Origin of the sequence: Nocardia sp. NPDC046473 (assembly GCF_040645995.1) — a bacterium.
Lineage (GTDB): Bacteria > Actinomycetota > Actinomycetes > Mycobacteriales > Mycobacteriaceae > Nocardia.
Map to the genome: position 1 here is coordinate 358557 of NZ_JBEYZJ010000003.1, position 14493 is coordinate 373049.

14 protein-coding genes are annotated in these 14493 nt (G+C 66.7%); 4 read left to right on the forward strand and 10 right to left on the reverse strand.

Annotation, left to right across the window (positions count from 1 at the left end; all coding sequences use genetic code 11):
* Window positions 1-71: 71 nt before the first annotated feature.
* From ABZ942_RS11725 to ABZ942_RS11740, 4 genes are all read right to left on the reverse strand, one after another.
* Window positions 72-899 (reverse strand): phosphatase PAP2 family protein, encoded by an 828-nt coding sequence (locus ABZ942_RS11725; RefSeq protein WP_357380882.1) that lies wholly within the window; start codon window positions 897-899, stop codon window positions 72-74.
* Between the two features lie 231 nt (window positions 900-1130).
* Window positions 1131-3659, reverse strand: a complete 2529-nt coding sequence (locus ABZ942_RS11730; RefSeq protein WP_357380884.1) for an FtsX-like permease family protein — start codon at window positions 3657-3659, stop codon at window positions 1131-1133.
* Window positions 3659-4435, reverse strand: a complete 777-nt coding sequence (locus tag ABZ942_RS11735; protein ID WP_357380886.1) for an ABC transporter ATP-binding protein — start codon at window positions 4433-4435, stop codon at window positions 3659-3661. Before ABZ942_RS11735 ends, ABZ942_RS11730 begins: the two co-directional genes overlap by 1 nt.
* 105 nt (window positions 4436-4540) lie before the next feature.
* The gene (locus tag ABZ942_RS11740; protein WP_357380888.1) at window positions 4541-4978 is read right to left on the reverse strand and encodes a MarR family transcriptional regulator; all 438 of its coding nucleotides are present in this window, start codon (window positions 4976-4978) and stop codon (window positions 4541-4543) included.
* A 30-nt stretch (window positions 4979-5008) separates the two neighbouring features.
* On the opposite strand from ABZ942_RS11740, the gene ABZ942_RS11745 reads away from it, so the two are divergent.
* The 4 genes from ABZ942_RS11745 (at window position 5009) to cqsA (ending at window position 9212) form a co-directional block, all read left to right on the forward strand.
* Window positions 5009-6115, forward strand: coding sequence for a substrate-binding domain-containing protein (locus tag ABZ942_RS11745; RefSeq protein ID WP_357380890.1), 1107 nt, complete (start codon window positions 5009-5011; stop codon window positions 6113-6115).
* A gap of 102 nt (window positions 6116-6217) precedes the next feature.
* Window positions 6218-6496: an FmdB family zinc ribbon protein gene (locus ABZ942_RS11750; RefSeq protein ID WP_357380892.1), complete on the forward strand. Its 279-nt coding sequence runs from the start codon at window positions 6218-6220 to the stop codon at window positions 6494-6496.
* Window positions 6497-6512: 16 nt separating this feature from the next.
* Window positions 6513-7766 (forward strand): formamidase, encoded by a 1254-nt coding sequence (fmdA, locus tag ABZ942_RS11755; protein ID WP_357380894.1) that lies wholly within the window; start codon window positions 6513-6515, stop codon window positions 7764-7766.
* A gap of 207 nt (window positions 7767-7973) precedes the next feature.
* Window positions 7974-9212, forward strand: a complete 1239-nt coding sequence (cqsA, locus tag ABZ942_RS11760) for an alpha-hydroxyketone-type quorum-sensing autoinducer synthase (RefSeq protein ID WP_357380896.1) — start codon at window positions 7974-7976, stop codon at window positions 9210-9212.
* A gap of 60 nt (window positions 9213-9272) precedes the next feature.
* On the opposite strand, the gene tuf is transcribed toward cqsA, so the two are convergent.
* The 6 genes from tuf to ABZ942_RS11790 all read right to left on the reverse strand — a co-directional run bounded on the left by tuf (window position 9273) and on the right by ABZ942_RS11790 (window position 14470).
* Window positions 9273-10451, reverse strand: a complete 1179-nt coding sequence (tuf, locus tag ABZ942_RS11765; protein ID WP_357380898.1) for an elongation factor Tu — start codon at window positions 10449-10451, stop codon at window positions 9273-9275.
* 391 nt (window positions 10452-10842) lie between these two features.
* A complete protein-coding gene (locus ABZ942_RS11770) occupies window positions 10843-11079 on the reverse strand; it encodes a hypothetical protein (protein WP_357380900.1) in 237 nt (78 codons plus the stop codon).
* A gap of 508 nt (window positions 11080-11587) precedes the next feature.
* Window positions 11588-11794, reverse strand: a complete 207-nt coding sequence (locus ABZ942_RS11775; RefSeq protein WP_357380902.1) for a hypothetical protein — start codon at window positions 11792-11794, stop codon at window positions 11588-11590.
* A gap of 380 nt (window positions 11795-12174) precedes the next feature.
* Window positions 12175-13101, reverse strand: a complete 927-nt coding sequence (locus ABZ942_RS11780; RefSeq protein WP_357380904.1) for a hydroxymethylglutaryl-CoA lyase — start codon at window positions 13099-13101, stop codon at window positions 12175-12177.
* A complete protein-coding gene (locus ABZ942_RS11785; RefSeq protein WP_357380906.1) occupies window positions 13098-13256 on the reverse strand; it encodes a hypothetical protein in 159 nt (52 codons plus the stop codon). The genes ABZ942_RS11780 and ABZ942_RS11785 overlap by 4 nt, the downstream gene beginning before the upstream one ends.
* Window positions 13253-14470, reverse strand: a complete 1218-nt coding sequence (locus ABZ942_RS11790) for a CoA transferase (protein WP_357380908.1) — start codon at window positions 14468-14470, stop codon at window positions 13253-13255. Before ABZ942_RS11790 ends, ABZ942_RS11785 begins: the two co-directional genes overlap by 4 nt.
* Window positions 14471-14493: the final 23 nt, after the last annotated feature.

A 14493-nucleotide genomic window follows, 5' to 3' on the forward strand; every position in this document is an offset into this window, starting at 1 on the left:
CGGCTCAGGAGATCGTACGACAGAGGTCACCGGTGTGAGCCGGGTTCGACGGTCCGCTGGGCAACGAGTTTTCAGCTGGTCACGAGCGGTTTTTCCGCAACAGGGCCCATGATGCCCCAGGCGGTCGCCGAGGTCGGGACGAGCTTCGGGTGCAGCAACGCCGCCACGGCCAGCAACCCGATCGCAACGATGATGTCGAGCCAGTAGTGATTGCCGGTGCCGACGACTATCAACGTTGTCAGCACCGGGTGGGCCAATGCCAGCCAGCGCCACGGCGTGCGGGTCGCCGCGACGACGGCGAACGCGAGCAGCAGCGCCCAGCCGACGTGCAGCGAGGGCATGGCGGCGAACTGGTTGGACAGGCCGCCGGATTCGGCCGAGCCGTAGACGGATTGACCGTGCACGGCGGCCAGATCGACGAAGCCGTACTCCGGCAGCATGCGCGGCGGCGCGAGCGGCATCAGCACGTGCACGACGAGTGCGGCGGCGGTCAACGCCACCATCAGGTTCCGCGTCCATCGATAGTGCTCGGGCCGAAACACCCACAGCCACAACAGCACCGCCACCGCGACGGTGAAATGCGCGGTGGCGTAATAGAAATTGGCGGGCAGCGCGAAGGAGTTGTGGTGCACGAAGACCGACTGCAACGTCGTCTCCTCGGGCAGCCAGAGCCGATCCTCCAGACCGAGCATGCGACGAGCGTTGCTGAACGCGCGCACCGTGTCGTCGGCGGTGACCATCCGGCCGACGCGATACCCGAGATAGAGCACGGTGATCAGCACCAGCTGCCCGGCCGCCTCGCCGCCGCGGCCGTGCACCGCCGCCCGCATCCGCTCGACGATCCCACTCGGCGCCAGCTCGAGCCCGGCACTCGGCCCGCCAAGACCAACAGCCACCATTGCCCGCGGCCTCCTTCTCCGTTGCACCAGGCCGATCCCGGCAATTAAGTGGAGTTACATCCTCCGTTTAACTTAACACCACCTGCCGGACAACTTCACCAGGGGGTGACGAGACAGACACCACGATCGCCGCAGGTGCCCGGACCTGCTGTGGGCCCGTCGATTCCGCCGGCACCGCGGAAAACAGCACGGCGGGCCCTGACGAATCAGGGCCCGCCGAACAGCGGTTTACTACAGGTCGGCGATGGCTGCCAAAGGGGGCGTTCGGGCCGCGCGGACCGCGGGCCAGAGGGCGGCCAGCACGCCGACCACGGCAGAGCTCACCAAGACGAGCACCAGTTGCGACCACGGGATGGCGATCTGATCGAGGCCGAGATCGCGCAGCGTTCGCAGGAACCCGACGCCGAGCCCCAACCCGAGCAGCATGCCGATAATCGCGCCGAACACGGCGATGAGCATGGATTCCAGATAGATGGTTCGGCGCACTTGCGAGCGCTGCATCCCGACCGCGCGCAACATGCCGATCTCACGCCGCCGCTCCACCACCGACAGCGCCAAGGTGTTGACGATGCCGAGAATGGCGATCACCACCGCCAGCGCGAGCAGGCCGTAGAGGATGGCGAGCAGGGTATTGATCTGCTTACCTTGCGCGCCTTTGAATTCCTCCCGGTCCTCCACCTGGACCACCGGGAACGGCTCGACCGCCTTCTCCAGATCGCTGCGCATCTCGGTCAGGTTCGCGCCGGGCTCGGCGGTGACCAGCACGACGACGTTGCTCTGGAAGTTGACCGGCACCACCTCCTTGTACACAACCGGCGATACCACCAGCGCGCCGAGCAGCGGCGTCTTGCGGTAGATGCCGGTGACGGTGAGCGGCACCTTCTTGCCGTCGAAGCTGGTCGGCGAGATCTCCTGGCCGACCCGCCAGCCCCGCTTGTCCGCCTCGTCCTCGGACACCAGGATGTCCCGGTCGCCGAGAGTCGCACTGCCGCGCAGTATTTCGTAGTTCAGGGCCTGACCGAGGCGCCCGTCGGGTGAGGTGCCACCGATCTGGTCGTCGCCGAGTTTGAAGCCGACACCGCGGATCCCGACCACGTCGGCCACGCCGGGCACCGACTTGCGGACCGCGTCGGCGGCGCCGAACGGCACTCCGACGAATTGCTGTCCCGCCAGCACGTATTCGGACTTCACGCCCTTGTCCACCAGGACGCCGACACTCGCCTTCGCCGAGGCGCCGAGCATGCCGATCGCGGTCACCAGCATCAGCCCGAGCGTGAGCGCGAAAGCCGTTGCGGCGGTGCGGCGCGGGTTCCGGGCGGCATTGTTGCGCGCCATCCGCCCGATCGGACCGAACGGGCGGATCAGCACGCCGAGCCCGCCGACCACCGGCCGCGAAAGCGCGGGCGCGGCAAGCAGTACCGCGAGAATCAGCGCGAGCGCACCGATACCGACGGTCAAAGCCGCGTTGCCGCCGGTGGATTGGGCACCGACATAGACGAGCACCGCACCGGCCACCGCGAGCACCGCACCGACCAACGTCCGCACCCGCAAAGAGTCACCGGCCGAGGCGAATTCCTCGCGCATCGCCTCGACGGGCGGAATCTTGGCCGCCCGCCGGGCGGGCGCGTAGGCGCTGAGCACCGTCACAGCGAGGCCGACCAGCAGCCCGACCACGATGGTGCGCGGCAGCACCGCCAACGTCCCGGTGGGCAGCCCGAGATCGAACGCGTTGAGCACCGCGGACAACCCGAACGCCAACCCGACGCCGGCCGCCAATCCCAGTGCGCTGCCGACCAATCCGATGACGAACGCCTCCGCGACCACGGACCGCCCGACCTGCTGTCTGCTCGCCCCGACGGCGCGGAGCAGGGCCAGTTCACGCAGTCGCTGCGCGACGATCATCGAGAAGGTGTTGTAAATGATGAACGTCCCGACGATCAGCGCGATCGCGCCGAACGCCAGCAGGAAGTAGTTGATGAAGTTGAGCGCGTTGGAGACTTCCTTCTTCAGGTCCGCGCGCACCTGATCGCCGTTCTGCACCTTGTAGTTCGGCAGATCCTTGATGAGATTGTCGCGCAACTGGTCGCCGGGTATGCCGGTGGCCGCGATGTCGACGTAGGCCACGTGCAATCCGTCGGTGAACAGCTTGCGGGCCTGCGCGTCGTCGAACAGCACGCCGATGAATCCGCCGGTGTCCGAAGGCACCTGGTAGATGCCGGTGAGGGTCACGTCGATGGGATTGCCCTGCGACGGGATCATCACCTTGGTGTGATCGCCGATCTTCAGCCCGGCCCGTTCGGCGCCGCCGATATTCAGCGCGATCTCACCGGCTTTCGCGGGCGGCACGCCCTGGACGAACTTGTTCGGCTCGGCGACCGCCTGCTCCGGCGGCAGATACGACTGGCCGAAGGTGGGCGCGCCACCGGTCTGGATCGCCTTCTTCCCGTCCGGCGTCAGCAACACCAAGGTGCCGTTCACGCTCGGCGCGATCGCCCGCACGCCGGGATACTTCTGCAGTTCGTCGACGATGTTGTTCGGAACCCCTTGCGCCTGGCGCTCTTTGGGACTCACCCGAACGTCTACCCCCTTCGCCTGGCCGGCGAAGATCCCGTCGAAGGTGCGCTGCAGCGTGTCGGTGAACACGAACGAGCCCGCGATGAACGCGGTACCCAGCACCACCGATAGCAACGTGAGTGCAAGCCGAACTTTATGTGCGGCGAGGTTACGTAGCGCAACCTTCCGCATCGGGCTACCGCTCATCAGGCTTGCTCCAGCGCCTTCATCCGGTCGAGCACGGTATCCGAAGTCGGATCACGCATTTCGTTGACGATCCGGCCGTCGGCCAGGAACACCACCCGGTCGGCGAACCCGGCGGCATGCGGCTCGTGTGTGACGATCACCACGGTCTGCCCGAACTCGTCCACCGCGGCCCGCAGGATCGAAAGCACCTCCTCGGAGGCCCTCGAGTCCAGGTTGCCGGTCGGCTCGTCGCCGAAGATGATCTCCGGTTTACCCGCCAGCGCCCGCGCGCAGGCGACCCGTTGCTGCTGCCCGCCGGACAACTCGCTGGGCCGATGGGTGAGGCGATCGTTGAGGCCGAGCCGCTTCAGCACGGTGTCCAGCCACTCCTGATCCGGCTTGCGACCGGCGATGTCCAGCGGCAACGTGATGTTTTCCAGCGCCGTCAGCGTCGGCACCAGGTTGAAGGCCTGGAAGACGAAGCCGATCCGATCCCGGCGCAGCCGCGTCATCTGCTTGTCCGAGAGCCCGGCCAGGTCGGTGTCGCCGATCCGGACGGTGCCGGTGCTCGCGCTGTCCAGTCCGGCCAGGCAGTGCATCAGGGTCGACTTGCCGGACCCGGAGGGCCCCATGATCGCCGTGAATTCCCCCTTCGCGAACTCGGCCGACACCCCGTCCAACGCCCGGACCTGCGTATCTCCCGACCCGTAGACCTTCGTCAGGTCGATAGCGCGGGCCGCGACATCGGTCGGAACCGCCACATCAGCGGTGTCGGCACCCAAAGCTTGCGAAGTCATGCACACCAGTCTTACCGCGTTCCGGCCGGCGCGCCATCAGGGAATTCCCCGACTCGCCAGGTATCGATGCGCGGCGACGGGTTCCGTGGTAGCGACCGCGACGAGTTACGTGGTCGCGGGCTCGGTGTGCAGTCGATCGACCATGGCGGCCAGCGACTTGGCCAATCGCGCGTTCCGCTGGGCGAACGCGTCGAGGCCGCTCGCGCCGACGGCCCGGTTCATCGTCTGGTACGCCTGCAGCCCGCGGCGAGTCGGGAACACCAGCACTCGGCGGCGATCGGTGTCGTCGACCTTGCGGTGCACCAGGTTGTCGGCGATCATCCCGTCGATCAATCGGGTCAGGTTGGCCCCGGTGAGCAGCGTCGCCTCCGCGAGGCTCGACATCGGGTGGCCGACACCGTCCACCACCGCGGCCAGCGCATGCCAGCGCACCACGGAGTTCTCGCCGAGGCTGCTCGCGATCGCCCGGTCGAGTTCCTGCGACGCCCTGCGCACAAGCCTGGCCAACTCCTCCAGGGCGGCGGGGGCGGTGCTATGGTCCACGGCAGTACTATATCCAACCCCGTACGGTTAATGTTCAAACGGAAATATCCGGTGGTGATTCCGTTGTCGTGCTACGGCTTTCGTCGCTCCACGGTCGACATCGCGCTCGTGGTGCCACGAAGCGGGTCCGCCGGCATGTTCGGCCCTTCCTGTGAGGCCTGCGCTGCACTGGCCGTCGCGGATATCAACGCCGCCGGCGGAATTCTCGATCGGCCGGTCCGGCTACATCCGGTGGACGCGGGCGCGCCGCTACCCGCCCTCGCCGCGACGATCGACCGGATGGTCAGCATGGGCGTGGTCGACGGCGTGGTCGGCTGGCATCTGTCCAACGCACGCAAGGTGATCACGCCACATACGGCGGGCCGGGTGCCCTACGTCTACACCACGTTCTACGAGGGTGGCGAGGACTCCGACGGCGTCTACATGGTCGGCGAGACGCCTGAGCAACAGCTGTTCCCCGCGCTGCGCTGGCTGCGCGCCGAGCACGGCATCCGCCGCTGGTGCGTCGTCGGCAACGACTACGTGTGGCCACGGGAAACCGCAAGGGCCACTATCGAGTTCACGGCGACCACAGATATCGAGATCGTCGGGCAGACCTACATCCCGCTCGGCGGGCGCGACTTCCGGCGCGCACTCGAGCTGATCCACCGCTCACCGGCCCAGGGCGTGCTGTTGTTCATGGTCGGCGCGGACTGCGCGGCATTCAATGGGGCCTTCGCCGAGAGCGGCCTCGACAGCGACCGGCTGCGGCTGAGCATGATGATCGGCGAGGACGTGCTGTACGCGGGCGGCGCCGACAGCACGCGCGGCTTGTTCACCGCGAGTGGCTATTTCGAGAGCGTCGTGTCGCCGGCCGGCATGGATTTCGGCGCGCGCTATCTGCGCGAGTTCGGCCCGGCCGCGCCCGCGCTCAACAACATCGGCGAATCCTGTTACGAGGGACTGCTGTTGTTCGCCTCGCTCGCCGAGTCCGCCCGCAGCCTCGACCTGCGCGCCATCGAACGCAACGCGCCGCGGGTCAGCTACGGCGGCCCGCGCGGCGAGGTGCGGGTGCGCGGCGCGCACACCACCCAGCCGGTCTATCTGGCCGATGCCGACGCGCTCGAATTCAGCGTGCTCGCCGAACTCGACTCCTGAATCCGTAACACGAACTTCACCTTGCGGTTTCGCTGCGGCGACCTGCCGGGCTTTGTATCGTCGTCATACGAAACATATTCATATGAAAATAATGAGGTCCCCGTGCCCCTCTACTGGTTCCACTGCCGCGCTTGCGGCGGCTTCGATCTCAGCTTCACGATGGCCGACGTGCCCACCGTCGCGCCGTGCCCGGACTGCGCGTCGAGCAGCAAACGACAGTTCGGCGTCGCCGCGCTGATCCGGCCCGGATCGGCCGCCACCCGGCTCATCGATGCGACCGAACGCACGGCGAGCGAGCCGTCCGTCGTAGCCGCACCGCCGCCACGCAGGTCCGTGCCGGTAACCCGAAACCCATTGCACCGCAAGCTTCCCCGCCCCTGAGACCAAAGGAAATACGATGCCCGAGTTACTGTTCCCACTCGATTCCGGCAAGCGGTTCACCGAGCAGCAGCTGGTCGGCCACAATCGCTGGCATCCCGACATCCCCGCTGCGGTGACCGTCAAGCCGGGCGCCGAGTTCCGGGTGCATGTGCGCGAGTGGTTCGACGGCGCCATCCACAATGACGACTCCGCCGACGACGTGCTGAACGCCCCACTGAGCACCGTGCACTGCCTGTCCGGCCCGTTCGCGATCGAGGGCGCGCAGCCCGGCGATCTGCTCATTGTCGACATTCTGGACATCGGCCCCATCCCGCAGGAGGATTCGGGCCCGCTGGCCGGTCAGGGCTGGGGTTACACCGGCATCTTCGCCACCGACAACGGCGGCGGCTTCCTCACCGAACACTTCCCCGACGCCTACAAGGCGATCTGGGACTTCAGCGGACAGACCACCACCTCGCGCCACATTCCCGGGGTGAAGTTCACCGGAATGACCCATCCCGGCCTGATGGGGACCGCACCGTCGGCCGCGCTGCTGTCGAAGTGGAATGCCCGCGAAGGGGCATTGATCGCGACCGACCCGCAGCGGGTGCCGCCGCTGGCGCTGCCGCCCGAACCGCGCGACGCCGTGCTCGGCACGCTGTCCGGGGCCGAGTTCGACCGGGTGGCCGCCGATGCCGCGCGCACCGCGCCGCCGCGGGAGAACGGCGGCAATCAGGACATCAAGAACTTCACCCGCGGTAGCCGGGTGTTCTATCCGGTGTTCGTCGACGGCGCGCACCTGTCGGTCGGTGACCTGCACTTCTCCCAGGGCGACGGCGAGATCACCTTCTGCGGCGCGATCGAGATGGGCGGGTTCATCGACCTGCGGGTCGATCTCATCAAGAACGGCATGGAGCTCTACGGCGTCAGCGAGAACGCGATCTTCGTGCCCGGCAATTCCGGCCCCACCTACTCGGAATACCTTGCATTTTCGGGCACCTCCGTCACCATCGGCGGCGAACAGCGCTACCTCGACTCGCAGCTGTCCTTCGAACGCGCCTGTCTGCACGCCATCGACTACCTCACCAAGTTCGGCTACCGCCCCGAGCAGGCGTATCTGCTGCTCGGCGCGGCACCCATCGAGGGCCGCTTCTCCGGCGTGGTCGACATCCCCAATTCCTGTGCCACCGTCTATATCCCGACCGCCATCTTCGACTTCCCCATCGTCCCGACGGCGGCCGGCCCGACCCGGATCGATCCGGGCCCCGGCGCACCCCGCGCCACCCGCTGACCCGGCATCGCGAACGCACCGCCCTCGGATTGCTGAAACATTGCGCATCACGCGCAACCTGGGTCAGCAATCCGAGCGGCGGAGATGTCCGACCTGGTAATTAGTGGTCAACCGTCAAGTTATTCAATATGACCCAGGCCCGACGCCGCGGTGGTTCAATCGACACGCGTGTGCTCTGAAGTAGCTGTTGTTAGCGAAAGGAGTGTCATGGGCCCGACCGTCGCCGAACGGATCCGCCTGCGCGTCGATAGATTTCATTCGGAAAGGCTCGCCGGGCAATGGGGTGGGCGGCACATCCTGCACGGCCGCGCGCCCGGATACGGCGACATCGTGCTCAGTAGCAACGACTACTTGGCGTTGGCCGCCGATCCGCGGATCACCCATGCGATCAGAACCGCGCTGCGGGCGGCATATTCTCCGAGATTCGCCTCCGGCGCGTACCTGCCCGGCAATCATCCGCAGGTAGCGCTGGAACGCGCCTTCGCCGATCATCTACGCGCGCCCGCCGGAATTCTCTGTCAATCCGGATGGGACGCGAAGGTCGGGCTGATGCAATCGATCGCCGACCCCGCGACTCCGGTCTACATCGATCAATTCGCGCACATGTCGTTCTGGCATGGCGCGAAAGCGGCGGGGGCTCAGATACATTCGTTCCGGCACAACTTTCCCGGTCATCTCCGCGAGCAGATTCGGGCACACGGGCCGGGGATTATCGCGGTGGACGCGATCTACGGCACCAACGGCAGCCGCTGTCCGCTGACCCAGATCTGCGATGCCGCCGACGAAACCGACAGTGTGCTCGTCGTCGACGAATCACACGCGCTCGGCACCGACGGCCCGGCCGGTGCGGGCATGGTGGCGGCGCTCGGGCTCACCGAACGGGTCCCGTACCGAATTGCCAGTCTGGCCAAGGCCTTCGGCGGCCGGGCCGGGTTCGTCGGCGCGAACAGCATCGATTTCGTCGACTACTTCAAGCTGGAATCCCATCCCGCGGTTTTCTCCGCGACACTGCTGCCGTACGAAATCGCCGGCCTCGCCGCGACACTCGACGTGATCCGCCTCGACAACTGGCGGCGGCAGCGACTACGCGAGCTGTCGACCATGGTGCGCCGGGCGCTCACCACGCTCGAATTCGATCTCGAAGGTTCGGCGAGTCACATCGTCGCGCTGCGGGGCGGACCCGACGCGCGTGCGATGGCCATGCGGGACTTCCTGGAAGCGCGCGGCGTTTTCGGCGCTCTGCTGTGCGCGCCTACCACTGCCCGCAACCACAGCCTCGTTCGCTTCGGCCTGCACGCCGGTCTCACCGACCAGCAGGTCGAACGAATCATCGGCGCGTGCACCGAGATCCGCACCCACTTCGGTGCGACCCCGCCCATCGAGCCCCAGTCCAGACCGGCCAAACACGCCCAACCTGCCCACGCCACGTTGTCGAGTGGCGCCTGAGGGCCGCGAGGCGCCACTCGACCGAGCGCGGGGACCGGTGCGGTCCCCGCGCCCACACCGCTAGTCGGTGCTCAGGACGGTGCCTGCGCCGACGGTGCGGCCGCCCTCGCGGATGGCGAAGCCGAGACCCGGCTCCACCGGGGTCGGGCGGCCCAGCTCGACGGTCAGGTCGACCGTGTCGCCGGGCATCGCCAGCCGCGTGTCATCGGGCAGCGTCACATCGCCGACCACGTCGCCGGTGCGGATGTAGAACTGCGGGCGGTAGCCGCTGCTGATGGGCGTGCGGCGGCCGCCCTCCGCGGTGCCGAGCAGGTACACGCGGGCGGTGAACCCGCTGTGCACGGCGACGCTGCCAGGTTCGGCGACGACCTGACCGCGGCGCACCTGGCCGCGCTGGATACCGCGCAGCAGCAGGGCGACATTGTCGCCCGCTTCCGCGAAATCCATGGTGCGGCCGAAGGTTTCGACGCCGGTGACGACCGAGGACAGCTCGTCGTCGAGGCCGAGCAGCGCCACCCGATCGCCGAGCCGGACCCGGCCGCGCTCCACCGCGCCGGTGACGACGGTGCCTCGACCGGTGATGGTGAGGACGTTTTCCACGGGCAGCAGGAACGGCGCGTCGGTGTAGCGGACGGGAATCGGCACGTGTGTGTCGATAGCGTCCAACAGCTCGACCAGCGCGGCGGTCCACCGCTCGTCGCCTTCCAACGCACGCAGGCCCGAGACCCGGACCACCGGGACGTCGGTGCCCGGATAGCCCTGGGCGGTGAGCAATTCGCGCACCTCCAGCTCGATCAGGTCGAGCAGTTCCGGGTCACCCGCGTCGGCCTTGTTGAGGGCGACCACGATGTGCTCGACGCCGACCTGGCGGGCCAGCAGCACATGCTCGGCGGTCTGGGGCATGACGCCGTCCTGCGCGGAGACCACCAGGATCGCGCCGTCCAGCTGGGACGCGCCGGTGATCATGTTCTTCACGAAGTCGGCGTGGCCCGGCATGTCGACGTGCGCGTAATGCCTTGTCGCCGTCTCGTATTCGACATGCGCGATATTGATGGTGATGCCGCGTTGCGCCTCTTCCGGGGCGCGGTCGATGCGGTCGAACGGCACGAAGCTGCCGCCGCCACGCTCGGCGAGTACCTTGGTGATCGCCGCGGTGAGGGTGGTCTTGCCGTGGTCGACGTGGCCCATGGTGCCGATGTTGAGGTGCGGCTTGGTGCGGACATAGGTCTTCTTGGACATGGTTCTTCCTGGCTTGGCCGTCGGGCACGCGCGAATGTGCCCGACGATGTCGAGCGGGACCTCAGCGACGGGGCGACCTTCCCCGTCCGAGGTCCCGGGACATCCCGGGGAAGGTCAGCTTCGGGCTCCGTCGAGCTGCGCGGCGACTGCTGCCGATGCGGCCAGGACAGCGGCCATCGCGCCCGCGACTGCGGACGATGCGGCGATGGCGTAGCTGAACATGTCAGAAATAGTAAGAACCGAGGCTTGCTGCGCGCGACCGATTTTCCGGCTCGGGTGAGCGGGAGGTGGCTGCGGCGCCAGTGGAGTGGGGGCTCGGTGCTGTCCCACTCGGGTGTGGAAGGGTTGGTGCTCTGCCCCGCCGAGGCGAGGCAGAGCACCGGTGGTGAAACTAGGAAACGCCCGGGCAGCCCTTGATCGGGCTGGCGCAGGCCGCGCCGCTGCCCGAGCTCAGGATCTTGGCCAGGCCCGCGGTCAACGCGGCCGAGCCGGTCAGCGGGGCGTCGGCGATCTGGGTCTCGGCGACAACCTGGGTCTCGACGACCTCGGCCGACGCGAGGCCGGAGCCACCGAGGACGATGGCGGTCGCGCCGACGAGCAGGACACCGAACGTACGGAACTTCTTCAAAGACTTTCCCTTCAGAGAACAGCGGTGGGCACTCCCTCGGTGCCGACCCGATAGAGATATCACGGGCCGGACGCGGTGGAGCACGATTCCTGGACACACGTCCACAATCTGGGTAACCAAGGATTCGCAAGACGGGCGGACATCTCGCAGCGGAAAACAGGCAAGTCCCTGTCCCGTAACCGATTCGACACCGGCCTGTTCAGCGGGCGTTTCGCTCACGGTCATCACGATTGAGACACTAGCGAACGATTGGCTACTTTGAGATATAGCTCACACACTCCACAATACGGACCATCGATGCCTGGTCAGCGATGCTTGCCACAGCCGATCCACTGAAATATCAGTGCAGCCAACCCGATCCCGCAACATTCGGGATGCAAGTCTCGCCGCGCAGGTTTCGCTTCGGCGCATCGCCTACCGGAGGATCGTCAGCGAAGCTGGCTGAATGTTTACCAGCAGCCCGTCCAGGCGCTCGATGCGGCGAGCATCGGGCACCTCGATGCTCAGACTACTTCGGGCAACCCGCGCCACCCGGGCAGAACGGGCCGCCGCTGCTGCCGGTGCTCAGCAGCTTGCCGAGGCCGGTGACCAGCGCCGAGGAACCGGCCGACGAACCGGAAGCGGTGGTATCGTCGGCCACCGCGAGTCCAGAACCCGCCACCACGATCGAGGCGGCGGTGAGACACACGAAACCGAACGTACGAATCTTCTTCAAAGACTTTCCCTTTCAGAGCGCATTCGACACAACCCTCGGTGCCGACCGCATAGAGGTATCACGGCGTCGGTGCCGCTGTAATGCCCCCATTTAGTCGAACGCGCACGGATAGATAACTGAAGGTTCCCTCAGTCGAGTCGATCGTGTCGCCGAACCGAACAAAAACCATTGTCACGCAACCGTTTCGCTACATGCTATTTCGAGCGATGCCGTTCGGGCGCCAACACTTTTTCACATCCGGCGAATTCACGGCTATGTGAGATTTGGGTCACATAACTTCCGGATAACTGCCTGCTCATCGATATCGGGCCGAGATCCACACGCGCCCAACATAATCGACATACCGACACTTGACGTCTTTCGACATCAGTGAAATATCATTACGAAATAACTGTTCGGCTAACCCATTCGAAGGCATCGGCTTTCGAACGTGCGCCCTCGGCGGTGCGGGAACGATTCGGCTCACCGAGTTCGGCGAGTAGTTCCTCGGATTCGTCGACCAGCGTCGCGAGGGTCGCCGGAGTGAACCATTCGGGTCGCGTCGCGAACAAGATGTCTTCGGTCGAGGTATTACCGCTGGCGCCGGGCGCGAACGGGCAACCGCCGAGACCGCCGAGCGAACCGTCGACCATCGTGGCACCCGCTCGAATGGCGGCCAGGGTGTTGGCGACCCCCATCCCCCAGGTGTCGTGACCGTGGAAGACGATGCGGCGCTGCGGTGTTCGAGTACGGACGGCGGTGATCAGCTCGGCGACCTGAGCGGGGTGAGCTTGGCCGAGGGTGTCCGCGATGACGATGTCGTCGGCGCCCGCGGTGCGCGGGTCGTTGGCGATGGCGATGACCCGTTCCGGATCGACCGGCCCGTCGAACGGGCAGGTGAAGCTGGTGGCCAGGCACAACTGGATCGAGCCGCCCACCGCCTCGGCCAGGCGGACCGCATCGGGCATCGCGGCCACGCTGTCCTCGGTGCTGCGGCCGATATTGGCCTTGTTGTGTGCGTCCGAGACCGAGAAGCAGTACTGGAAGTTACGCACTCCCGCCGCGGCCGCCTTCTCGACGTGCCGCGGCGTGGCCACCCACACCCAGCAGCGTTGCAGCTCTTCGGGATTCAGCGCGGCGATGAGCTCCATGGTGTTCGCCATCGGCGGCACCAGATCGGGCCGCGCCATGGAGCCGATCTCCAGTTCGGGCACGCCGAGCCCGAGCAACCTGCGAACAATGGCCGCCTTCCGCTCGACCGGCAATACTTTTCCGGTGAGCTGCAAGCCATCTCGCAGGGTGACATCACGCAGGACCGCCGCGGTCACCGCTCGTCTCGCTCCTGTCGCGGCGCGCACATCACGCCGCCCCACGGCTTTTCGTGCACACCGGCCGGGTTCGGATGCACCGTCGGCCGGGTGAACCCCGGTGAACGGATATCGCGCGGGCCGCGCCCTGGCGGGCGCCTGCGGTCCAGTTTCATTTCGCCTCCAAGGCGTCGATCTCGCTGTCGCTCATGCCGAGTAGCCCGGACAACACTTCGTGCGTGTGCTCACCTAGGTCGGGGCCGATATTGCGGATGGGCAGGGACTGCTCGCCGATCACCGGGACGATGCCGGGAAAGCCGACGGTCTTCGGTTCCGCCGCACCGACATCCACCGAGAACGGCTGAATCATATTGCGCGCCTTGTACTGCTCGTCGTCGACGATGTCAGCCGCAGTGTAGATGGGGCCGCATGGGATGCCGGCGGCTTCGAGGATCTTCAGTGCTTCGGCGCGCGTGTGCTGAGTGGTCCATTCGGTGATCGCGGCATCGAGGCGGTCGTGCTGGCGCCAGCGGCCGGCGTTGTCGTGCAGTTCCGGGTCGGCGGCCAGGTCGGGGCGGCCGATCACCTGCATGTAGCGCTGGAAGATGGCGTCGCCGTTGCCGCCGATGATGATGCTGACGCCGTCGCTGCACGGGTAGGCGTTGCTCGGGGCGATGCCCTCGACCAACCCGCCGACGCGGCCGCGGTTGATACCGTAGGCAAGATAGTCGGGGACGAGGGATTCCATCACCGACAGGATCGTCTCGTTCAGGGCGACGTCGATAACGCGCTCGCGCAACGGAATCGGCGTCTCGTCCGGTTTGCGTTCGCGCTGGAACAACGCCATCACGGTGCCGAAGGCGGCGTAGATGCCTGCGATCGAATCACCGATGGATACGCCGGTGCGCACCGGCGGGCGGTCCGGTTCCCCCATCAGTTCGCGCAGGCCACCGACCGCCTCGGCGACGGCGGCGAAGCCGGGCCGCGAGGCGTGTGGACCGGTCTGCCCGTAGCCGGAGATTCTGGTGATCACCAGGTCCGGGTTCGCCTCGTTCAGCACCTCCGGGCCGAGCCCCCACTTCTCCAGCATGCCGGGGCGGAAGTTCTCCAGGAGCACATCGCACTGGCGGATGAGGTCGAGCACGACCGCCCGACCCGCTTCGCTGCGCAGATCCAGCGTGATCGACTTCTTGTTCCGGTTGACGGTGCGATAGAGCATGGAGGTGTCGCCGCCGTAGAGCCGCCAGTTGCGCAACTCGTCCCCGGCCTTCGGCCGCTCCACCTTGATGACCTCGGCGCCGAAGTCACCGAGGATGCGCCCGGCGGTCGGCGCGGCAATGTAATTGCCCAGCTCCAGGACGCGAACACCGTCCAACGGCCGAATACTCATCGCACTAGTGTCTCAGGGGCCGC